Source organism: Ancylobacter koreensis, from assembly GCF_023016525.1.
Classification (GTDB): Bacteria; Pseudomonadota; Alphaproteobacteria; order Rhizobiales; family Xanthobacteraceae; genus Ancylobacter; species Ancylobacter koreensis.
Window position 1 is genome coordinate 23,541 of sequence record NZ_JALKCG010000004.1, and the last position, 22,907, is coordinate 46,447.

Here is a 22,907-nt window from a genome sequence, read left to right on the forward strand (position 1 = left end):
GCGCCGCTTCGTCGCTCCGCGTATCTCATTTAACTTAAAACTGTTGTGTAATACGTATTTCCGACAACCGTTGCGTGAAAGGCACGGTTTTTGTGGCGTGACGTGACGAGTCATTACAACTCGTAACATATGCCTCCTTGTCATGTTCCCGCATAGCGCGCCATTTTTCAGTGTTGGTGCGCAACCCGCGATGGCTGAGCGAGATGCCTCACGGTCGATGCCGACGGCCGGTGGGGAGAGGGCATGACGGTTTACGCGCAGCAATGCACCTTCGGGGGCACCGCGCCGCCGATGAACGCGATCGGCACGTGGGACATCGCCTATCTCGTCAAATATGCGTCGCTGAACGTGGACCTCGCAGCACGGCAGCCTTGGGCCAAAGGAGCCGGCGGTGGCAACGTCAGCGTCTCCATTCCGGGGAGCAACTCCAGCATCAGGGTAGCGCTCAGCGGAAAGATCGGCGCGATCCGTATCGTCCCCGGTGCGGCGAAGAAGTCGCTGGACTTCGAGGTGACCATCACCGCCGCCAAGGTTTCCGGTTCCGGCCTCTCCACGCTGCAGGGTTTGACCATTACGGTCAGGATCACGGCGGCGCTCTTCCTGTCTTCCGCGACTGGATTGCAGCATCTCGCGGTTGAGGCGCAATCGGTCGTGGTCGCCAGCGACCCGGCCGTAAAAGCTGCAGACGGCACCGATCCATATTCCGGATCCACCCTCGCCATTTCGCGCGTTCGCGAAGCTCTGGCCGAGATTTTTGAAGGCGATATGGAAGCCGCCGGTCTGACGGACTGGATAACGGGCATTTACGCGAAGGACTACAGGGAGGAAGTGAACCTTCCCTGGCTGACGCCGAAGGCGGTGGCTTTCACGACGGTCAATCTTGAAGGTAATCCGCCGACAGATGGCTTTCTGGCGGTATTGGGCCGCGTCGACGGTCTCACGGCAGGCTTGACCGAAGACGTCGACATACGCGCGATGCCCCTGGATGCGGACGTCAACGCCGCCGTCATCATCAACCCCAGGGTGCTTGCAAGCGATACCTACTACAAGGTGCTGAACGACAGCCTGAGCGATACGGGTTTCGCCGATTTCGCCTATGACCGCATGTCGGGCAGCATCTCGAACGGGAAGAAGGTCGAGGCTTTCTACCGGATCAACGCGGAAACGGGCCTTGCGGAGTTCGTGACGAGGGAAGGCCTGGCGAATTCGCAGGGAAGAACCTTTCCGCTCACCATTCCCAAGCAGAGCCTGCGCTTTTCCTTCGGGGACGATTCCATCGTCGTCGAATTGCTCGACGCCCGGGTGGACATCGGGCACGGCAACGAACTCGTCCTGCGGATGCGCCACGAACTGGGGCTCGTCGCGCTGGAGGACGGCTCGATTGACCTCGCCCCGATCGGTGCGCCGGAGGAAGATACCATCCTCACCGCCGCGCCCAGCGATACGGAAGGCTCCGGAGCCGCGATGATCGGCGCGCAGGTGGTGCTGAGTATCGCGCTTGAGGTGCTCGCCTTCGTCTTCGAGCGTTCCTACGCTCACGTGACCTCCATCCCGGAAAAGAAGATCGACGCCTATGCCATGGATTGCGCGGCGGCGATCTATCAGGCCGAACGCGAGAACAGGGCCGTCGCGGTGAATATCGGCGGGGGACGGCGGATCGTCGTTTCCCCGCGGATCGCGCGCGAAGGCGGCGAGCCCATAGCGTTCGATTCCGCCTATCGCGGGGTGTTCGAGCTGAAGCCTGAGCTCGATAGCGCAGTGACCGCCCATCCGAAGATGAAGTCCTCCGACTTGAGGGAGGAAATGCAAAATGTCTCCGAACATCAGAGCCAGGAGAATTTGATCGTCAATCCAAGTGAGGAGAACGTCGCTCTTACATCGAGGGACAACCCGATCGAAAGCGTCAACGAGCAGCTCAGCGAGGCGTCGCCGCTCGATGCCCCAAGAAATTACGGAAATACCAAGAAGATAGCGATCAAAGTCGCCAGGGAAATGCTTCCGTCGGATCGCCCGATCGAGGGCGGGGAAGCCGACGCTGATCTGAACAACCTCGCAACGTTCATATACTACGCCACCCGTGCCTATGGCGGCAATTTCAAGAAGTTCCGGGACGTCGTCGGTCCGCTGGTTCGTGAGAAGGCCGCGGGCACAGACGGTGCCGGAGCCCCAGAGCTCCTGCAAAACTGGCTGAACAATGTGAAATTGAATGAGGCCGTTCGCGATCCGCTGGCTGAAGTGCAGGATATAGAGAGTCTGGCATCGCTCATTAAGCATGGAAATACTGAAAAAAATCTCATAGACAATGCCAATATCAAATTGGTGTATCGGGACCTTATATTATTCATAAATAACGCCCGAAAGAACGGACTTATAGGCGATGGCGACTATATAAGGCTGGTCGAAAGCTCGCCGGCCTTCGTGAATTATACGTTCGAGCAAAGCGGGCGGTCCGAGGCTGGGTCGGGCCTGCTTTCGAATTCCCCGTGGGTGCGCAGTTCTGTGCGCCTGCAAACCCAGGGGCGTGAACTTCTGCCCTGGAGGATCGTCGACAGCGTCCCGATCAAGGAGGGCCTGCTTCGTGATTTCGGCGAGGCGGTCGGCCGGGAGCCCGGTGGCACGCTTTCCGCCCTCAAGCTGATCATCACGCGGCAGCCGGTGCCCAAATGGGTGCTGGGCGGAGCTGTGGGTGTCTATCTGATCGGACTTGCGGTCGGTCTTGCGGTTCCCAACTTCGTCCTGCGCTCCAAGTCGGCCGCCGACAAGGCGCGCTCGGGCAAGCAGGATTTCCTCGGGGACGATCCCGGACAAAGCGAGGAAAGAGTGGCCGGGCAAAGCGCTGCCCGCCTGTTCGGCGCCCTGCATTTTCCGTTCATGACGCAGTTCGACAGCGAGGCCTCGCGTCCCTCCGTCGTGCTCAAGCGCGCAGGCATAAACGGCGGGCTGATACTTGGCGTCTCAGTGTCATTCAAAGATCACGTGGGGTAGGAAATGAGTGCGGACAATTTCACCACCTGCCTTTATCCCGATAACTCAGGTTTTGCCGATACCCATGGCTGGGACACCGTCTATGCCGTGCGTTTTCCTATTATAAATGAAGCTTTGAAGAAGCATTTCGATCCGAAGGGTGACCTTGCCGACGCGCTGATCATCGAACATGACGACCGCTATGTCTCCATCAAGGGCAAATTCGGCGCATGGCGGCTGACGACGGGAGGCTCCGGCAACCGCATCTTCCTCGAGATGCCGTTCACTGAGGGCGAGGTGACGTTCAAACTGTTCGGCGTCACCGTAAAACTCGCCGACCTCGTCGCAAAGGTCGAGGTCCTGCTCGGCTTCCACACGGCGCCTGACGACCCCGGCAAGGGGCTGCTGGCCGATCTCAAGATCGTCGTCGGCGGACCGGCGGTGACGAGCGCCTCGCAGGACACGCTCGGCAAGAACGCCTCCGCCAGCGGCAAGGCGTCAGATTTCGACGTCGGCGTTTCCGTGCGCGACATTCGCGGCCTCGAAGCGACCGGGCTCGCCAAGGAGGATGCCGCCTTCGCCTCCATGTTCCTTGGGAGCGCTCTCAAGACGTGGCTGGAGAAGAATCCGGAAATATTCGATTTCGTGTTTCTTTCCGTCGATATCGCCGAACAGGAGGATGTCGGCGACTTCAAGTGGATCAAGCCGACGCGCGTGGGATACGCGGTGGCCGACATACTCGATGCCGACCAGAAGACCTCGGCGAAGGACAGCATCTTCGCGGTGCTGGCGATGACGGAGGGAAGAAACCCGGCCGGCGCGACGGCCGCGGTCTCGGTGGACTCGATCCCGAGCAATGCCGGGGTGAATTCGGCCTTCCTGATCTCGCCCCGGCTCTTCGTCGAGAAATTCATCATGCCCTACATCGCCGGTATGTTTACCGGCGATCTCAAGAGCACGGATTTCGGGCTTAACCGCGAAGGGACGAAGATTACCAACCTCGTCGACCTGCATATCCCGCTTGAACTCGAACAGCATTACTACGACCAGCTCCGATCGGTCGAGATCGGCACCATCAAGGCCGGCAATTTCTCGATCGAGGTCGACAAGCATATGCTCAAGACCAGCTTCGAGAGCCTGACCTTCCCGTTTGGCCGCGACGACGTCCTGTCGGTCGAACTGGTGATGCGCCACGCCAACATTCTCGGCGTGGACGACGCGAAGAAGTTCGCTCTCAAGACCTCGGGCGAGATCATCCGCCATCTCAACGTCGTTCCGGACCCGAAGAAGGTGACGGGCGAGGGCTGGAAGAGCTTCGCCATCAATATGGGCGTGACCCTGGCGATCGCCGTCATTCCCTGGGGCCGTGTCGTCGGCAAGGTGGCGGGCGGGGCCAAAAGCCTGTTCCGCGGTGCCACCGTGATTGAGGGCGAAGGCGCGCAGGTGCTCGCGAAGGAAGCGACCACCGTGACGGAGAGGGAACTCGTCCAGGTCGCCGAGAGCGGCATGGGGCGTGCCCTTCAGTCCGGCGAGGCGGCGGCACTGCGCGGCGAGTTCCAGGCGACGGGCAAGGTTCTCACGGCCGGCGAACTCAGCGCGGAGACGGGGCTGAAGGGCGAGGTTGCGGCGGGGCAGGGGGCTGCCAAGGGCGTGCCTGTCGGCGAGGTGCCGAGCCGGTTCGACCGCACGTTCCTCGCCTTCATGGGCGGACAGCTCATCGGCGGCCTTTACGGCCAGGGCACGAACCTCGCCTCGCTGGGCGCCTATCAGCAGGACGGCGCGAAGATCCCCTCGCTGGTGAACTTCGGCAGCAACTGCATCCGGCATACGACCTGGCCGGGGGCGTCGGAATCGAAACTGGTCTGCGCCGGGCTCAACGGCGCCTTCGTGCTCGGCCTTGAGGCGCGGAGCGCGGGAAGCGACACATGACGGCTTCGACCTATGGATGGGACGTCGTCTACGCCGTCCGGCTGCCCGAGATAAACGCCCAGATCCGTGCGCTTGCGCCCGAGCAGATGACCATGGTCATGAAGGGGATGGACGTCTCCGCCACGCTCGCGGGCTGGAGCATCGTTCCCGGAGGATCGGGCAGTCTGCTCAATGCGGAACTGCGGCTGGAGAACGGCGTCGTCCGGCAGGGGGCCGACATTCGGCCGTTTTCCGGCATTGCCCGCCTGACGGTGCGGCTTTCCACGCTCAATTACTCGAATGTCTTCGGGCCTATTGCGTCTCATCTGGAGCTGCGCGTCACCGAGGCCGAGAAAATCGCCTTCATCGATTCGCTGCGCCTCGGCGAGAAGGAAGGCGATCTCGCCAATATCGTGCTGGTCGCCCTGCGCCTGTGGCTGGACGCTCATCCCGAAGCGCTCGCCCATGTGTTCGCGCGGGTCGACGTCGTGGATGCCGGCTACGCCGCGTCCGATTCCTGGCTGAAGCCGACGGCGGTCAGTTTCGCCTATCACGACGCGCCGGAAATCGAGGACTGCCTCGTGGCGATCCTGTCCATGGTAGACGGACGCGACCCCGGACATCTGGATCACAATGTGGCTCCCGACGCCGTCCCGGCCAATGCGACCTCGGCGATCCTGATCTCCAGGCAGATTTTTCTCGACGCCATCATCCGGCCTTCGCTGCCGCGCGCCTTCCCCGGCGCCAGGATCGGCGATTTCTTCGTCTCCGAGGATCACTCGGAAATCCGGCTGAAGGAGCCGCGTGCGCTCGATACGCGCGTCACCGTCGGGGGCTCGCAATTCCAGCCTCTGTTGACTTTGATGGAGGTGGGCCTGCGGGGTGACGTCCTGTCCTGCCGGACGCATTGCCAGATCGGCCGGGAAGGTGAGTTCACCGCCTATGCCGAATATTCCTGCACCTACAGGCTCTGCATCGAGAAGGAGCCGAATGGCGACGGCTACATCTCCTTCGGCAACAAGCAGGAAGTGCTGGTGCGGAACTGGATGGAGGTGGCGCCCGAGTACAGGGAGAAGGGCAAGATCGCCAGCTATGTCGCCGTCGGCGTCGGCACGTTGTTCGGTATATTGACCGGCGGTGTCGGCGGGATCGTCATATTCGTCGCTTCGGAAATGATCGGCCAGATGATGGAGCACGCCGGGGATATCGTCGAATATTACAACGGCATCCCCGCTCCCTCGCTCGACCTGTTCGCCCTCCATGTTGCGATACCGTACACATGGACGGATCGGCGTATCTTCGATGCCGACACGCTCGACATCGACAAAAGCGTCCGCTTCGCGGGCGTCCTGCGGAGCAGTGTGGACCTGCCGCCGGCTCTGCCGGGCATGGGGGCATTCGCTGCGGGATGGCAGCGGTGAGGGCCGTTGTTCTCAATCTGTGGCGCGCCACCCTTTTCGTCGCGGCCTTCATGCTCGGCAACGTCGCAACCACGGAACGCGCCCAGGCGCAGGCGCTGTCATCGGCCTGCAGCGCGGTGAACACCGCATGGAGTGCCGGGAGGACCTTCGGGACGGATGATCAGATCTATAATTATGGCCCCTTCAATGACGGTGAAAAAGTAACCTATACGACATCGTCGACGGGAACCGGTGGCTCGACAAACTTCGCGGCTGTTGTCGTCAACCTGCGGGAATATAATAATCTGACGGCAAACTTTAACGTGACGGAGAGCATAACCTTCTCGCCGCCCTCGATCACCGGCCTGGAGATTGTCGTACTGGTCAAGAACAGCGGGGGGAGCAACAACACCGCTTCGCTGCAAATGACCTGCGAGGGGCCGGCGGCCGACATATCGCTCGCGCCCGCTTCCGGATCGACTTTCAACGGCACGCGGGGCGTGGCCTACTCGCAGACATTCACCGCGTCCGGTGGGCAGGCGCCTTATGGCTATGCGTTGACCGGCACCTTGCCGACGGGACTGTCCTTCGACGAGGACGACGGCGAGCTGTCGGGGACGCCGACCCAGTCGGGCGAATTCGACTTCACCATCACGGCCACCGACGACGACGGGGCTGCCGGGGAGGCGGATTACACTCTGGTCGTGGCTGCGCCCGCCCCGACGATCAGCGCGATTACGCCCTCCGCAGGTCCGACGACGGGCGGCACCTCGGTCACGATCACCGGCGCGGGACTCTCCGGCGCGACCGCCGTCACCTTCGGTGGCGCGGCGGGTACGGACCTCGTGGTGTCGAGCGACGCCTCGCTCACCGTGAAAACACCGGCGCGCGTGGCCGGTGCAGTGGATGTCGCGGTGACAGCACCGGGGGGAAGCGCTACCGAGGAGGACGGCTTCACCTATCAGGCGGTGACGCTGACCTTGCAGCCGGCGGCCGGGGCGGTCGCGGGCGGCGTCGTCGGCACGTCCTATACGGGCGTCACCTTCACGGCCTCGGGCGGGCAGGCGCCCTATTCCTATAGCGTCCCGCCGGGCGACCTCCCTGCGGGGCTGAGCCTCGCTTCGGGCACCGGGGTGCTGTCGGGCACGCCGACCAGCGTGGAGACGGCGACCTTCACCGTGACCGCCACGGACAACCTGGGAAATAGCGGCTCGGCCGATTACAGCATTGCCGTCGCCCCGGCGGCGCCGACGATCGGCACGCTTACCCCGTCGACGGGGCCGTCGACGGGCGGCACCTCGGTGACGATCACCGGCGGCGGCCTTGCCGGCGCGACCTCGGTCACCTTCGGTGGTGTGGAAGGCACGGATCTGTCGGTGGCGAGCGATGCCTCGCTCACCGTTAAAAGCCCGCCGCACGTGGCCGGCGCGGTCGATGTGGTGGTGACGGCGCCGGGGGGAAGCGCTACCGAGATGGGCGGCTTCACCTATCAGGCGGTGACGCTGACCCTGCAGCCGGCGGCCGGTGCGCTCGCGGGCGGCATCGTCGGCACGTCCTATGCGGGCGCCACCTTCATCGCCGGCGACGGGAGAACGCCTTACACCTACGACGTCACGTCGGGGGCCCTGCCGGCTGGACTGAACCTCGATTCCGGCAGCGGGGTGCTGTCGGGCACGCCGACCAGCGTGGAGACAGCGAGCTTCACCGTGACCGCCACGGACAGCCTGGGCAATGCGGTGGCACAGAACTATTCCATCGCCGTGATAGCTCCCGCGCCGACGGTCGGTCCGGTCTCCACCGATGTCGATGCCGGCTCGGCGGACAACGAAATCACCCTTGCCATCACCGGCGAGGCAACCAGTGTGGCGGTGGCGTCCACACCGGCGCACGGCACCGCGGCGGTCAGCGGATTGACAATCCTCTACACGCCGGCGACCGGCTATGCCGGACCCGACAGCTTCACCTATACCGCGACCAATCCCGGCGGCACTTCGTCTCCGGCGACGGTGAGCGTCACGGTCGTCGCGCCTGATATTTCGGTCACGCCGAGTTCGCTTCCCCTCTCGACGGGCGGAGAGAGCTATGGCCCGGTGCCCTTCAGTGCCACCGGCGGCAAGGCGCCCTATGGCTTCGCGCTCACCAGCGGCAGCCTGCCCGCCGGGGTGGTGCTGAGCCCGGAAGGTGTCCTGTCCGGAACGCCGTCCGCGTCGGGAGGGTTCACCTTCACGGTGACGGCCACCGATTCCAGCGGCTTCACGGGCGAGGTTCAGCTGACGCTGACCGTCACCGCCCCTGTGCCGACGGCGCCGAACCGCGAAATGCAGTTGCTCGCCGGCACCAGCGCGAGGGTTGCGCTGACCGAGGGAGCGACCGGCGGACCGTTCACCGGCGCCGCCATCGCCACGCCCCCGCCGGCGGAGTTCGGCACGGCGTCCATCGTTTCCCAGAACGGGAATTACACCCTCGTCTTCACCGCCGCGGCGAATGCCGCCGGCGCGGCCGTCGTCACCTACACGCTGTCCAACTCATGGGGCGTCTCGGCGCCCGCGAGCATCAGCGTCGTCGTGAAGGCGCGCCCCGATCCGTCGCGCGATCCCGAGGTGATCGGCCTGCTGAACGCGCAGGCGCAGGGCGCCCAGCAGATGGCGACCGCGCAAATCCGCAATTTCGGCGACCGGCTGGAGCGCCTGCATTCGGCGGCGAGCCGGCGGGGCTCCGCGATGAATGTGCGCCTCGGCATGTCTTCGTCGTCGGCGACGGATGTCGAGGAAGAGAGCATCCGCAGTTATTTCGCCGGCGACCGCCCGCCCGCCGGCCGTTCGGCGACGGATCCCTTCGATGCGCTCGCTTATGCCGGGGAGACAGCGCCTTCTGCCGGCAGCGGCGGCCTCTCCTTGCAGAACCGTGTCGAGCCCGCCGACGAGGACGAGGGCGCGCCCGCCTTCTGGCTGGGAGGCTTCGTGAACTTCGGCACGAACGACAAGAACGAGCTCGATATCTCCCAGACCCTGATCGGCCTGAGCGCGGGCGTCGATGTCCAGGTCCAGCCGGGACTGATCGCGGGCATCGGCTTCGGCTTCGGCCGCTACGCCGCCGAGATCGGCGCCAACGGGACGGAGACGGAGGGCATGGCCTTCAGCTCGGCGCTCTATGCCAGCTATAACCCCGTCGGCAACATCTTCATCGACGGCCTGCTGGGCTACGCCTATCTCGACTTCGACAGCGACCGCTATGTGACCGACACCGGCGACATGGCGGCGGGTTCGCGGAACGGCAACCAGCTGTTCGGCTCGATCACGGCTGCCTATGAGCTGCGCCACGAGACGTTGCTCGTCTCGCCTTATGGCCGGGTCGAGATGACCTGGTCGAAGCTCGAAGGGTTCACCGAGACAGATGCCGGGGTCTACAACCTCGTCTATGGCGAGCAGACCTTCTCGACCCTCGCCGGCGTCCTCGGCCTGCGCGCCGAATACGCCATGCCGACGCAATGGGGGCTGCTGACCGCGCGTGGCCGGGTCGAATATGCGCACAATTTTACGCAGAGCGATGCGGCGGAGCTGGGCTATGCCGACCTCGCCAACGGACTTCCCTATGCGGTGGTCATCGATCCGCTCGCCAGCGATTACCTCACCCTCGGCCTCGGGCTGGATTTGCGGGCGGCGGACGGTACGCAGTTCGGTCTCGCCTATCAGGGCATGTCGGGTCTCGGCGGCGACCAGCAGAGCCAATCCTTCTCGATCCGCGTCGGCAAGGCGTTCTGAGTTCCGCCGGAAGATGGGCACTTGCCGCTCGCTCGGGGGCGGCGGCCCGCCTGGCTCGTCGCCTACCCCTTCAACAGGGCCGAAGCGCTTCCCGCGCCCCGACCCTGTCGCGCCACCCTGCCATCAGCCCTTCGCCGCAGGCTTCAGCAGGTCGGAAAGACCGACGCGGTGCAGCATCTCGGCGCGGAGGCGATCGAGCACGGCGAAGCCGACATCGGCGCCGTCCTGCGTCGGGTCGTAGTGCACCCGGAACGGCCGACGCCCGAACGGAGCATCGACCACGTCGACGATCTTTTCGGCGACGGGTTCGGGATCGGCATCGTCGGGCACGATTTCGGCAAAAGCCTTCTGCACCTGATCGCCGAACCCGGCATAGGGTCCGGCCTCGTATGCGGCGAGGCGCGCCTTGTCGGCGGGCCGGCCCGAATGGGCGAAGTGGTTGGTGCCGCGCGTGAACGCACCCGGCACGATGATCGAGGTCTCGATGCCCCAGCGCGCCAGTTCGCGGGAATACTGCACGGCAAGCGAATCCATCGCCGCCTTGGCCGCGAAATAGGGCGAGAGATAGGGCGGCGTTCCGCCCGCCGAGCTGGAGCTCGATATCCAGACCAGCAGCCCCTCGCGGCGCGCGCGCATGTGAGGCAGCGCCGCGCGGTTGACGCGCTGCGTGCCGAGCACGTTGACGTCGTATTGCTGGGCGAACTGCTCCGGCGTGAAGGCTTCGGCGGGGCCGAACATCATGTGCCCGGCATTGTGGACGAGGACGTCGATGCGGCCGCTCTCGGCGATGATCTTCTCGACAGCGGCATTGGCCGAGGACTCCGACTGGACGTCGAGCTCGACGGGGCGGATGTCGCTGCCGGCGATAGCCGACAATTCGGCGGCGTTCGCGGCGTTGCGCCCCGCGACGTCACGCATGGAGGCGTAGACGGTGTGTCCGGCGCGGCCCAGCGCCTCCGTGGTCATCCGGCCGAAACCGCTGGAGGAGCCCGTGACGAGGATGATCTTCCCGCTCATGACAAGGTCCTTTCTGTGGGGGGTGATCAGACGATCCCGCCATTGGCGCGGAGTATCTGTCCGTTGATCCAGCCGCCGTCTGGCCCCGCGAGGAAGGCGACCGCGTTGGCGATGTCTTCGGGCTGTCCGAGGCGCTCCAGCGGGGCGAGCTTGGTCAGGGTGTCGATCACGCTCTGCGGCTTGCCGTCGAGGAACAGCGCGGTGGCGGTCGGTCCCGGCGCGATGGCGTTGACCGTGATGTTGCGGCCGCGCAGTTCCTTCGCCAGCACGTGGGTCATGGCTTCGACGCCGGCCTTGGTGGCGGCGTAGACGCCATAGGTCGGCTGGTAGAGGCCGACGACGCTGGACGACAGGTTGACGATGCGTCCGCCCTCGCGCAGCCGGGTTGCCGCCAGCTTCATCGTGTTGCGCGGACCCTTGAGGTTGATGGCGATCTGGCTGTCGAACAGCGCGTCGTCGCCCTCGGCGAGGGTGGCCAGCTTCATGATGCCGGCATTGTTCACCAGCACGTCGATGCCGCCGAAGGCCGCTTCGGCCGCATCCCACATCCGGGCGATGGCGGCGGCGTCCGACACGTCCGCTTGCGCGGTCAGCGCATGGCCTCCGGCCTTCTCGATCTCTCCGGCCAGCTTTTCGGCCTCGGCGGCGTTGCCGGCATAGTTGATGACGACGGTGAAGCCGTCCTTGGCGAGGCGCGTGGCGATGGCGGCGCCGATGCCGCGCGAGGCGCCCGTCACGAGCGCGACCCTGGTGTGTGTCTCAGCAGGCATTTTCGTATCTCCGTCTCTGCCGTGAACGCTATGAGAGGGATATGCGCTCTGGTCGGATGAAGATAATCGCGTTAGATTCGGCATTTCTATTCAATAGACACGAACGATGAGGCGAGATGGATCGGCTGGATGCGATGCGCCTGTTCATCCGGGTAGTGGAGCGGCGCAGCTTCACCGAGGCCGCCCATGACCTCGGCATTCCCCGCTCGACGGCGACGACCGTGATCAAGGCGATGGAGGATCGGCTGGGCGTGCGGCTTCTCCAGCGCACCACCCGGACCGTGCGGCCCACGCTTGACGGCGAAGCCTGGTATCGCCGGTGCGTGGCGATCCTTGAGGATATCGAGGACGCCGAAGGCGCGTTCGCCGGCGCGGAGCCCAAGGGCATGCTCCGCGTCGAGGTGCAGGGCACGCTGGCGCGTCATTTCCTGATGCCGGGCCTGCCGGATTTCTTCGCCCGCTTTCCCGGCATCGAGCTGTCCATGAGCGAGAGCGACCATTGGGTCGATCTGGTGCAGGAAGGGGTCGATTGCGCGTTGCGTTATGGCACGCTGCCCGACAGCGATCTGGCCGTGCGGCAGGTGGCGTTGCTGGAGCGCGTGACCTGCGCGAGCCCGGCCTATCTCGAACGCTTCGGCGTGCCCGAGACGCTGGAGGAGCTGAGCCGCCACCGTCTTGTCGGCATTCGCCGCCTGAGCACGGGGGCGCTGACGCCGGTCGTCTTCCAGACGCAGGATGGCCCGCGGGCGATCGAGATGGCGGCGCCCTTCTCGGTGACAGGCCCGGAGAGCTATCTCCTCGGGGTTCAGCTCGGGCTGGGTCTGGCCCAGTTGCCCCGTTTCCACGTCGAGCGCGACCTCGCGGGCGGCAGGCTGGTGGAATTGCTGAGGCAGACGCCGCCGCTGCCGGGGCCGGTGTCGCTGCTCTATCCCCGCAGCCGGCTGCTGTCGCCGCGTGTGCGCGTCTTCATCGACTGGGCCGCGCGCCGGTTCAGCGAGCGGGAAGGACCCGCTCCGGCGCAATCGGCGTCCTAGAGGCTTCGGGCGATCTCTTCGCAATAGTCGATGAAAGCATGGACCTTTGCCGGCGGGTGCTGCCGCGAGGGATGGTAGGCGTAGAGCGGAAAGCGCTCGCCGTGCCAGTCGGGAAAAAGATCGATCAGCTCCCCGGCGGCCAGCTGCGCGCCGACGCCCCAGCCGATCACCTGGGCGATGCCGGTGCCGCCCAGGCACTCCTCCAGCAGCGCCTTGGGGTCGGTGAAGGTCAGCGGCCCCGTGGTCGCCACCTCCATCGTCTCCGAGCCTCGTACGAACTCCCACTCGAAGGGGCGCCCGGTGGCCGGGTCGAGGAACTGCAGGCAGCGGTGGCGGGTCAGCTCCGAGGGATGCGCGGGCCGGCCGTGGCGGTCGAGATAGGCGGGTGACGCCACGGTGAGGATCGGCGCCTCGATCAGCTTGCGCGAGATGAGCGAGGCGCCGCGCGGCCGGCCGAAACGGATGGCGAGGTCGATACCGTCGGCGACGAGATCGCCGAGCTGCGCGCGGGTCACGAACTCCACCGTCAGATCGGGGTGGCGCTCGCAGAAGGCGCCGAGCCGCCCGGCGAGCACCAGCGGCAGGAAGAAGGGGTCGATGTCGACCCGCAGGCGCCCCCGCACGGCCGAGGCGGCACCCGAGGCGGCCAGCGCCGCGTTCTCGATGGCATCGAGATGGGGCTTGGCCTCATCGTAGAAGCGGCGGCCCTCGTCGGTCAGCTTGACCGAACGCGTCGTGCGGTCGAGCAGGCGCACGCCGACGCGCGCCTCCAGCCGGCCGATGGCCCGGCTGACACCGGAATCGGTGAGGCCGATGAGCTCGGCCGCTTTCACGAAGCTGCCGCCTTCCACCACGGCCGCCAGCACGCTGACGCCGGACAGGATTCTGCCGTCGAATGCCATACCCATCGATGCCCGATGCATACCTGTATCTGATTTTTGCTCAGGAATGATCTGACACAATCGCATTTAATTCAAGAACGGCGGTGCGCGATACCGAGGGCGAGGCATCAGAGCCCCGGACGAAAGGATTGGATCATGAGCACGCAAGGTACATCCCGCACGCTCTTCAAGGGCGGCACGCTCGTCACGATGGACAGGGTCACCGCCGCGCCTCCCGTCGGCGACCTGCTGGTGGAGAACGGGAAGATCGCCGCAATCGGCGCCGACCTGGCGGCGGACGGCGCCGAGGTCATCGACGCATCCGGCAGCATCGTCATGCCGGGCCTTGTCGACGCCCATCATCACATGTGGCTGGGCGTGATGCGCCGCCTGATACCGGACGTCGACGACCTCTTTGCCTATATCGACGTCGTGGCCGAGAAGCTGGGCTCGCATTATCGCCCGCTCGACATGTATCTCAGCACGAAGCTGACGGCGCTCGCCTGCCTCGATGCCGGCATCACCACCGTCATCGACGCCTGCCACTCCTCGCGCAGCCCCGAGCACACCGATGCGGCGCTCGATGCGCTCGACGGCAGCGGTATCCGCGCCCTGCACATGGTTGGCGCCGCGATGGACAAGAAGGCGTCGTCCGCCCACATCCCGGGTGATCTCAAGCGCCTTGCGGACAACTGGAACCGGGGCGACGGTCTGGTGCGGGTCGGGTCGTTCGGCCAGTTCAATCTCGACTGGTGGCGCGCCGCGCGTGCGCTCGACATGCGCATCCTTACCGAGTTCATCGGCGATCTCGCGGCGCTCGGCTCGGAATTCGACGAGCCGGGCCTGCTCGGGCCGCACAACATTTTCAACCACTGCACGCGCCTGCCGGAGGAGACCTGGCAGCGGCTCGCCGCCGCCGGGGTGAACGTCACGGTCAATCCCCGCTCCGACGCCCTGTTCGGCTTCGACGACGAGAGCTTCGCCTATCAGCAGGCCATCGGCCACGGCCTGACGCCGGCGCTCGGCATCGACCTCGACACCGCCTTCGGCAGCGACCTGTTCGGCGAGATGCACGCGCTGTTCGGCCAGCAGCGCTCGGCGATGCGCTATCGCCGCTTCCGCAAGGAGCGAGATGTGCCGGCCCCGATCTCGGTCGCGGCCGTGCTGGAGGCCGCCACCGTCAACGGCGCCCGCGCCGCCGGCCTGCAGGACCGCATCGGCACGCTCGCGGTCGGTCGCGAGGCGGATATCATCATGGTGCGCACCGACGACGTGGCCGTCTTCCCGGTCAACGATGCGATCGGAACCATCGTGCAGGCGGTGGAACGCGCCAATGTGGACACGGTGATGGTCGCGGGCGCGTTCCGCAAGCGCGGCGGCAAGCTGGTCGGCGTCGACCTGCCGAAATTGCAGGCCGAGGTGAACGGCTCGCTCGGCCATCTGCTCGACGCCAGCGGCTACCGGCCGGCAGGTTCCGGGGTGCACGCGGACACGGCCGCCTGAAAAATCACAGCGGCCTCCTTCGCGGGCGGCGCTTCCATTTCCACGTTCATCTCAGGAGGCCTTCATGTCGGCACTCGCCGTCAAGGGTGCGGGCCGGCCCGATGCCGCGCCGCAAATCCTTTCCCGTCCGGCACCGGGCATCATCGCGGCGCTGTTCTGCGGCTATCTCGCGGTCGGTCTGCCACTGCCGGTGGTCCCGCTCTTCGTGCACGAGAAGCTCGGCTTCTCCACCTTCGTCGTCGGTCTGGTGATCGGCATCCAGTTCCTCGCAACGGTGCTGACACGCGGCTATGCCGGCCGCCTGACCGATCATCACGGCGGCAGGTGCGCCGCGCTGCAGGGCGCGGTGGTGAGCGCGCTCGCCGGCCTACTCTACCTCGTCGCGGCGCTGCCCGGTCTTCCGCCTTCCGTCAGCCTGGCGATCATCGTGGTGGGCCGGCTCGCGGCCGGTCTCGGCGAAAGCCAGTTCGTCACGGGCTGCGTGTCATGGTCCATCGCCTCGGTCGGGCCCCAGCGCGCCGGCATGTCGATGTCGTGGACCGGCATCGCCATGTTCGCCGCTCTCGCCATCGGCGCGCCCATCGGCATGCTGCTCTACCAGACCTCCGGCCTTGAGGCGGCGATGATCGCCTGCATCGTCGCGCCGCTCGCCGCCGCCGGCCTCGCAGTTCGCGAGACCTCCTATGTGACGCCCGCCGGCCCGCGGCTGCCTTTCTACAAGGTCGTCGGCCAGATCTGGCGCGAGGGCCTCGGCCTCATGCTGCAAGGGGTCGGCCTGTCCGGGCTGACCGCCTTCGCCTCGCTCTATTTCGCGGCGCGCCACTGGGACAATGCCGGCCTCGTCATGACCGCCTTCGGCGCCGGCTTCATCTTCGTGCGGGTGGTGCTCGGCAAGCTGCCCGACCGCATGAGCGGCTACCGTGTCGCGCTGTGGTCGCTGGCGATCGAGGCACTCGGTCAGGCGACGATATGGCTGGCGCCCAACGAGGTCGTGGCGCTCGCCGGCGCGCTGGTCACGGGCCTCGGCTGCGCGCTTGTTTTCCCGGCGCTCGGCGTCGAGGCGCTCAAGCGGGTGCCGCCGGCCAATCGCGGCAGCGCCATGGGCGCCTTCGTCGCGTTCCTCGACATCGCCTACGGCATTTCGGGGCCCGCCGCCGGCGTGATCGCCGGGCATTTCGGCTACGCCACCGTCTACCTCTTCGGCGCGGGCTCTGCCCTGGCCGGTGCGGCCCTGGTCGCCACCGCCCGGACCGTCCGTTCCTGAACCGTCATCATCGCGACAAGGAGAATACCCATGTCCCGCATCTTCATTTCCGGCTCGTCGACGGGCCTCGGGCTGATGGCCGCTGAATGGCTCGCCCGGCGGGGGCACCGCGTCGTGCTGCACGCGCGCAATGCCGTGCGCGCAAACGATGCCCGCGCGGCCCTGCCGCAGGCCGAAGCGGTCTTGACGGGCGACGTCTCAACCATCGCCGGTACGCGGGAGGTCGCCACGCAGGTCAATGCGCTGGGCACGTTCGACGCCGTGATCCACAACGCCGCCGTCGGCTATCGCGAGGCCCACAGGTTGACCGCCGACGGACTGCCGCACGTCTTCGCGATCAACACGCTGTCCGCCTATATGCTGACGGCGCTGATCGAGCGTCCGAAGCGTCTGGTCTATCTCTCGTCGGGCATGCATCACCACGCCGGCGCCCATCTCGACGACATTCTGTGGCAGAAGCGGCGCTGGAACGGCTCGGAAGCCTATGCCGAGAGCAAGCTGCACGACGCCATGCTCGCCTTCGCCATCGCGCGCCGCTGGCCGGACGTCTTCGCCAATGCGCTGGAGCCCGGCTGGGTACCGACCCGGATGGGCGGCCCCGGCGCGCCCGACGACATGGATCAGGCCCATCTCACCCAGGCCTGGCTCGCGGCCGGTGACGATCCCCAAGCGGATGTGACGGGCCGGTATTTCTATCACATGAAGCGCATGGAGCCGAACCCGCAGGCGCTCGATACCGGCCTGCAGGATCGGCTGATCGCGATCTGCGGGGAGATTTCGGGTGTTGCGTTGCCCCGGATTTCGCCGCCGGTCGCGCCGGCGTGACCTCGGGCGTGGTCAAGGGGCGTCAGGCCGGCGCGGTAGCCGCGGCGTGACGGGCTGCCTTCCAGGCCTTCACGTAATCGACGAAGGCCCGGAACGCCGCCGAGGGATGGCGCTGGCGGGGATAGTAAAGCGCCTCGCCGTCGAAAGGCGGCGTCCAGTCCGCGAGCACCTGGACGAGCCGGCCGTCGGCGAGGAACGCCTCGGCCTCGCGGCGCTCGACATAGGCGAGGCCCAGCCCGGCGGCCGCAGCCTTGGCCGCGAGAACCGTTGTCCCGAGGATCAGGCGTCCGGTGACGTCTACCTCCGGGCCCTCGCCATCCTTGCCGAGATGCCAGGCCATGACCGCGCCGCTCGGCAGCCGGGCGCGGAGGCATTGGTGGGCGAGAAGGTCGCCCGGCGTCTGCGGAACGCCGGCGAAGTCGAGATAGGCCGGGGCGCCGACGATCACCAGCGCCTCCTCGATGCCGAGAGGCAGCGCCACCATGTCCTGCGGCACGACGGAGGAAAGGCGCAGTCCTGCGTCGAAACCTTCCGCGATGATGTCGACCAGTCGTCCATTGGTCACAAGGTCGATGCGGACGTCGGGATAGTCGGCCATGAAGCCGGCGATGATCGGCAGCAGCCGGTCCGCGCCCCATGTGGACGCATTGAGGCGGATGAGCCCGGCGGGCCGGTCGCGCAGCTCGTGCACGCCTTCGATGGCCTCGGTGATTTCGGCAAGTGCCGGCCGCACGGGCGGTGCTTCCGCATCTGCGCGCCAATCGCGCCGGCACCATCGTCAATGTCAGCTCGGGCGCGGGAGCCATCGGCTTTCCGATGGCATCTATCTACAGCGCCTCGAAATTCGCGCTGGAAGGTTGGTCGGAGGGGCTCTCCTATGAACTGGGCTCCCTCGGCATCAGGGTGAAGCTCGTCGAGCCCGGCGCCGCGCCGCAGACGAAGTTCATCGCGCGAATGAGCGGCGAGGGCGCCACCCTCCAGCCTGTCGCAGACTATGTGCCGTTCCTTGAGCACATCGGCCGGGTCTATGGCGGCATGGCCGAGGCACCCGATGCCGACGCGGTGCAAAAGGTGGTCGCGGCGATCTTCGAGGCCGCCACTGACGGCACCGACCGGCTGCGCTATGCGCCAACGAACGACATAGCCCCGCTGCTGGCGGCTCGGCGGGGGGCTTCGGAGGAGGCGTATCGCGCGTTGACGCGCCGCCTGTTCGTCTCCGGCGAGGCTTAGAGGCCATGGGTGCCGGCACGCCGTCCTCGCGCGAGGGCGGGCGTGCCGGCGCACCCTCAGCTTCTGATCCGCCGCCCGGCATTGCCGCTCATGGCGCCCTCGGGGTCGCCGGCCGGGGAGGTCTTGCGGCGCCGCTTCGCCGGTACCTCCAGCGTGCGGTGGATGGTCTCGATTTCGCTGACGGGCTCGTTGTCGCCGCCGGTATCGGACTCGGGACTGGCGCGGTGCGGGATCTGCATCTCACCCTGATCGGTCAAGGTCGGGAACTCGCCGGCATTGGTCAGCGCCTCGATGGGCTCGGGCGGCGCCTCGGCGGCGTCCACGGGTCGGAACGCCTCCGGGCGCCCCTCCTCGATTGCGACGATCTCCTTGGCCTGAAACCAGTGGCTGTCGGCGCGCCCGTCCGGGCGGCCTTCCTCTTCCCACAGGCGGTGTGCCCGTTCACGGATGCGGTGTTCTCGCTCGTCCATCGTGATCTCCCGATTCCTGCGGCATGAACGTCCGGAGGAAGGGCGGCGTTCCGGCCGTCCGCCTCCATTGCGCGCTTTCGTGTTCCGAGCCCGAAGCTGTTCTATCATTGCGCTCGGCGTACCGGAACTTTTCACGGATTCGGGCGTTTGAGCGGGTCGGGTATAGTGACGGCGTTCCAGTGCGCGCGTGTCCGGTGCCCCGGGGGGAGTGAATGGGGCCTGAACGCCGTGAGATCGACGGGCCTGCCGCGCATCCTTTTCTTGCCGGAGGCGGCGAGATGGCGCGGCGGATCGCCTTGTATCCCTGGGACGCAACGCCGATAGGGCCGCTTACTAGCTGGCCGCCCAGCCTGCGCAACACCGTGAACCTGATGCTCCCCAGCCCGGTGCCGCTCGTGCTGCTGTGGGGCGAGCAGGGCGTGATGATCTACAACGACGCCTATTCGGTGTTCGCCGGGGGGCGCGACAGCCGCCTGCTGGGCTCCAATGTGCGCGAGGGTTGGCCCGAGGTCGCCGACTTCAACGACAATGTCATGCGCGTGGGGCTCGCGGGCGGTACGCTGAGCTACCGCGACTTTCCCCTGACCCTGCACCGCGCTGGCGAGCCCGAGCAGGTCTGGCTCAATCTCGACTATTCGCCGGTGGCCGACGATACCGGCCAGCCGGCGGGCGTCATCGCCGTCGTCGTCGAGGTCACGGAGGCTCACCGCACCCGCGTGGCGCTGGAGGCGAGCGAGGCGCGGCTGCGCTTTCTCGACGGTCTCGGCCGGGCGGTGGCCGGCAGCCTCGACGCCGACGAGATACTGGCGATCACCACCCGGCTCACGGCCAAGGAACTCGGCCTGTCGAGCTGCGCCTATGCCGACATGGATGAGGACGAGGACGGCTTCACCATTCGCGGCAACTGGCACGCGGAAGGATCGCCCTCCCTGCTCGGCCATTACAGCCTCGCCGATTTCGGCGCCCGCGCAGTGGAAGAGCTGCGTGCCGGGCGACCTCTGGTCATCGCCGACAATGCGGTGGAATTGCCGGAGGCGGCAGCGCGGGCCTTCCAGTCCATCGGCATCGCCGCCACCGTGTGCATGCCCCTCGTCAAGGAAGGACGGCTCACCGCGCTGATGGCGGTGCACGACAAGGCGCCCCACCGCTGGACGGCAGAGGAGGTGGCGCTCATCCGCGAGGTCACGGAGCGTTCGTGGGCACATATCCAGCGCGCCGGCGCCGAAGGGCTGATGCGGGCGCGCGAGGCCCATCACCGTCAGATCCTCGACAGCACGGTGGATTACGGCATCGTCGCCACCGATCTTGACGGGTGCATCACGCTGTGGAACCGGGGTGCGGCCGGCATGCTCGGCTGGAGCGAGGCCGAGATGCTCGGCCGCCCGATGGCGGATTTCTTCACCCCCGAGGACCGCGAACTCGGCCGGCCGGAGGCCAAGCGCGCCGAGGCGCTGGAGACTGGCCGCGCCCATGATGCGCGCTGGCACCTGCTCAAGTCGGGCGACCGCTTCTGGGGGCTCAGCGAAATGGCGCCGCTGCGCGACGACCGCGGCACGCCGATCGGCTTCGTCAAGCTCATCCGCGACCGCACCGAGGAATACCGGGCGCAGATGGCGCTGCAGCGGAGCGAGGAACATCTGCGCCGCGCTCAGGCGGCGGGGGGTGTCGGGCTGTTCTCGGTCGACATCGCGGCCAATCTCATCAGCGCGACGCCGGAGTTCTGCCGCATCTTCGGTTTCCCTCCGGCGGACGAGATTCCGACCTCGGCCGTCGAGGAGCTGGTTCTGCCGGAGGATGCCGGCATCATTTCCAGCCCGGCGAAGCGGCGGGCTGGCGAAGCCCCGCTCGACGTCGAATACCGCATCCGCCGGAGGGACGACGGCGAGCTGCGCATCATCGCCCGCAAGGCCGAGTATGAGCGCGACGAGGACGGCCGGCCCGTGCGCATGGTGGGCGCGGTGCAGGACGTCACCGAGCGCCGGCGCATCCAGTCGGCGCTGGAGAAGAGCGAGGCGCAGTTCAGCGCGTTGGCGCAGAACATGCCCAACCAGGTGTGGACCGCCCGCGCCGACGGCCGGCTCGACTGGTTCAACGATCAGGTCTACGCCTTCAGCGGCGCGGCGCGCGGCTCGCTCGAAGGGGAGGGCTGGACCCGGCTCGTGCACCCCGACGACGTGCCGGCGACGCTCCAGCGCTGGGTTGCGGCGCTCGCCTCGGGCGAGACCTACGAGACCCAGTTCCGCCTGCGCGACGCCGCCGGTGTCTATCGCTGGCATCTGGCGCGCGCCGTGCCGCTGTTCGACGCGCGCGGTGTCATCACAGCGTGGATCGGCACCAATACCGAGATCGACGCGCAGAAGCGCACCGAGGAGGCCTATGCGCAGGATCGCGACCGGCTCTGGACGATCAGCCAGGACCTGATGCTGGTCTGCGATTTCGAGGGCGTGATCACGGCGGTCAATCCCTCCGCCCAGCGCCTGCTCGGCTGGGACGAGGCGGAGATGGTGGGCCGCAGCGTCGTCGACTTCCTGCATCCCGACGATGTCGAGGCGAGCATGCGCGAGCTGTCCCGCTCGACCGCCGGCGTCACCACCTATGCCTTCGAGAACCGCTACCGCACCAAGCCCGGCGAGTTCCGGCTGCTGGCGTGGAGCGCGGTGCCCCATGACGGGCGCGTCCATGCCGTCGGCCGCGACATCACCGACCAGCGCGCGGTGGAGGATGCGCTGCGCCAGAGCCAGAAGATGGAGGCGGTCGGCCAGCTCACCGGCGGCATCGCGCACGACTTCAACAATCTGCTTCAGGGCATATCCGGCAGCCTCGATATTCTGGGCAACCGCATTGCGCAGGGCCGGCTCGACGACCTCAGCCGCTGGCTGGCGGGGGCGCGCATGTCGGCGGAGCGGGCGGCGGCCCTCACCCATCGCCTGCTCGCCTTCTCGCGCCGGCAACCGCTGGACCCGCGCCCGGTGCGGGCCAACCCGCTGGTCTCCTCGCTGGAGGACATGCTCCGGCGCACGCTCGGCGAGCGCATCGAGCTGGAACTGGTGCTGGCGGCCGGTCTGTGGCTGACGCGCTGCGACCCGAACCAGCTCGAAAGCGCGATCCTCAACCTTGCCATCAACGCACGCGACGCCATGCCGGGAGGCGGCAAGCTCACCATCGAGACCTGCAACGCTCATCTCGACAGCCATTACGCGGCGCGCCAGCGCGATGTGAAGCCCGGCCAGTATGTGTGCATCTGCGTGACCGATACGGGCGCGGGCATGAGCCGGGAGGTGATGGCGCGGGCCTTCGAGCCCTTCTTCACCACCAAGCCGATCGGGCAGGGCACGGGGCTCGGCCTGTCGATGATCTACGGCTTCACCCGCCAGTCCGAAGGCTATGCCCGCATCTATTCGGAACTCGGGCAGGGCACCACGGTGAAGCTCTACCTGCCGCGCTACCGCGGCCCCGACGAGGCGGAGGAGGACGCCGACCGGCCGCAGGACGTGCCCGGCTCGGATGCCGGCGAGGTCGTCCTCGTGGTAGAGGACGAGCCGGTCGTACGCGGCCTGATCGTCGAGGTGCTGAGCGAGTTCGGCTACCGGGCCATCGAGGCGGCGGACGGGCCGACGGGGCTCGCCATCCTGCAGTCCGACCGGCGCATCGACCTGCTGATCACCGACATCGGCTTGCCCGGCCTCAACGGACGGCAGGTTGCCGATGGCGGGCGGCTGGCGCGGCCGAAGCTGAAGGTGCTGTTCATGACCGGCTATGCCGAGAATGCGGCGCTGGCCTCCGGCTTCCTCGAACCGGGCATGGCGATGATCACCAAGCCCTTCGCCATGGACGTCCTGGCCAAGCGCATCCGCGAGATCATCGAGGGATAGGCAGCGCG

Annotated in this window: 15 protein-coding genes; 10 read left to right on the forward strand and 5 right to left on the reverse strand. The window is 66.7% G+C overall.

All coding sequences use genetic code 11. The annotated features are described in order from the left end of the window. Positions 1–243 precede the first annotated feature (243 nt). Genes MWN33_RS11580 through MWN33_RS11595 form a run of 4 tightly spaced genes read left to right on the forward strand, consistent with a single transcriptional unit; the run spans position 244 to position 10,033 of the window. A complete protein-coding gene (locus MWN33_RS11580; protein WP_247200855.1) occupies positions 244–2,985 on the forward strand; it encodes a hypothetical protein in 2,742 nt (913 codons plus the stop codon). A gap of 3 nt (positions 2,986–2,988) precedes the next feature. Further along, positions 2,989–4,893, forward strand: coding sequence for a TULIP family P47-like protein (locus MWN33_RS11585; protein ID WP_247200857.1), 1,905 nt, complete (start codon positions 2,989–2,991; stop codon positions 4,891–4,893). Continuing rightward, positions 4,890–6,293, forward strand: a complete 1,404-nt coding sequence (locus MWN33_RS11590) for a TULIP family P47-like protein (RefSeq protein WP_247200860.1) — start codon at positions 4,890–4,892, stop codon at positions 6,291–6,293. Before MWN33_RS11585 ends, MWN33_RS11590 begins: the two co-directional genes overlap by 4 nt. After that, a complete protein-coding gene (locus MWN33_RS11595; protein ID WP_247200863.1) occupies positions 6,281–10,033 on the forward strand; it encodes an autotransporter domain-containing protein in 3,753 nt (1,250 codons plus the stop codon). The genes MWN33_RS11590 and MWN33_RS11595 overlap by 13 nt, the downstream gene beginning before the upstream one ends. Before the next feature lie 123 nt (positions 10,034–10,156). On the opposite strand, the gene MWN33_RS11600 is transcribed toward MWN33_RS11595, so the two are convergent. Together MWN33_RS11600 and MWN33_RS11605 are read right to left on the reverse strand one after the other, a co-directional pair. Further along, positions 10,157–11,050 (reverse strand): SDR family oxidoreductase, encoded by an 894-nt coding sequence (locus MWN33_RS11600; RefSeq protein WP_247200866.1) that lies wholly within the window; start codon positions 11,048–11,050, stop codon positions 10,157–10,159. Between the two features lie 26 nt (positions 11,051–11,076). Further along, complete coding sequence (locus MWN33_RS11605; RefSeq protein WP_247200869.1) at positions 11,077–11,820, reverse strand: SDR family oxidoreductase; 744 nt, start codon at positions 11,818–11,820, stop codon at positions 11,077–11,079. A 116-nt stretch (positions 11,821–11,936) separates the two neighbouring features. Here MWN33_RS11605 and MWN33_RS11610 point away from each other — a divergent pair, with 116 nt between their 5' ends. After that, positions 11,937–12,854, forward strand: a complete 918-nt coding sequence (locus MWN33_RS11610) for a LysR family transcriptional regulator (protein ID WP_247200881.1) — start codon at positions 11,937–11,939, stop codon at positions 12,852–12,854. Here the strand turns inward: MWN33_RS11610 and MWN33_RS11615 are convergent. After that, positions 12,851–13,756, reverse strand: a complete 906-nt coding sequence (locus tag MWN33_RS11615; protein ID WP_247201253.1) for a LysR family transcriptional regulator — start codon at positions 13,754–13,756, stop codon at positions 12,851–12,853. The genes MWN33_RS11610 and MWN33_RS11615 overlap by 4 nt on opposite strands. A gap of 135 nt (positions 13,757–13,891) precedes the next feature. Between MWN33_RS11615 and MWN33_RS11620 the strand changes: the two genes are divergently transcribed. The 3 genes from MWN33_RS11620 (at position 13,892) to MWN33_RS11630 (ending at position 17,327) form a co-directional block, all read left to right on the forward strand. Beyond that, a complete protein-coding gene (locus MWN33_RS11620) occupies positions 13,892–15,238 on the forward strand; it encodes an amidohydrolase family protein (RefSeq protein WP_247200883.1) in 1,347 nt (448 codons plus the stop codon). 64 nt (positions 15,239–15,302) lie between these two features. Beyond that, a complete protein-coding gene (locus MWN33_RS11625) occupies positions 15,303–16,502 on the forward strand; it encodes an arabinose transporter (protein ID WP_247200885.1) in 1,200 nt (399 codons plus the stop codon). Between the two features lie 30 nt (positions 16,503–16,532). Then, positions 16,533–17,327 carry an SDR family NAD(P)-dependent oxidoreductase gene (locus MWN33_RS11630; RefSeq protein WP_247200886.1) on the forward strand — a complete coding sequence of 265 codons (795 nt, stop codon included), beginning with the start codon at positions 16,533–16,535 and terminating at the stop codon, positions 17,325–17,327. A gap of 22 nt (positions 17,328–17,349) precedes the next feature. Here the strand turns inward: MWN33_RS11630 and MWN33_RS11635 are convergent, their stop codons facing one another. Next, on the reverse strand, positions 17,350–18,060 hold the full coding sequence (locus tag MWN33_RS11635) for a LysR substrate-binding domain-containing protein (protein WP_247200890.1): 711 nt from the start codon (positions 18,058–18,060) through the stop codon (positions 17,350–17,352). Here MWN33_RS11635 and MWN33_RS11640 point away from each other — a divergent pair. Next, complete coding sequence (locus tag MWN33_RS11640) at positions 18,048–18,557, forward strand: SDR family NAD(P)-dependent oxidoreductase (RefSeq protein WP_247200891.1); 510 nt, start codon at positions 18,048–18,050, stop codon at positions 18,555–18,557. The two genes, MWN33_RS11635 and MWN33_RS11640, sit on opposite strands and share 13 nt — an antisense overlap. A gap of 56 nt (positions 18,558–18,613) precedes the next feature. Here the strand turns inward: MWN33_RS11640 and MWN33_RS11645 are convergent, their stop codons facing one another. Then, complete coding sequence (locus MWN33_RS11645) at positions 18,614–19,027, reverse strand: DUF2934 domain-containing protein (RefSeq protein WP_247200892.1); 414 nt, start codon at positions 19,025–19,027, stop codon at positions 18,614–18,616. Between the two features lie 371 nt (positions 19,028–19,398). Here MWN33_RS11645 and MWN33_RS11650 point away from each other — a divergent pair, with 371 nt between their 5' ends. Further along, entirely contained in the window at positions 19,399–22,899 is a 3,501-nt protein-coding gene (locus MWN33_RS11650) for a PAS domain S-box protein (protein WP_247200893.1), read from the forward strand. Positions 22,900–22,907: the final 8 nt, after the last annotated feature.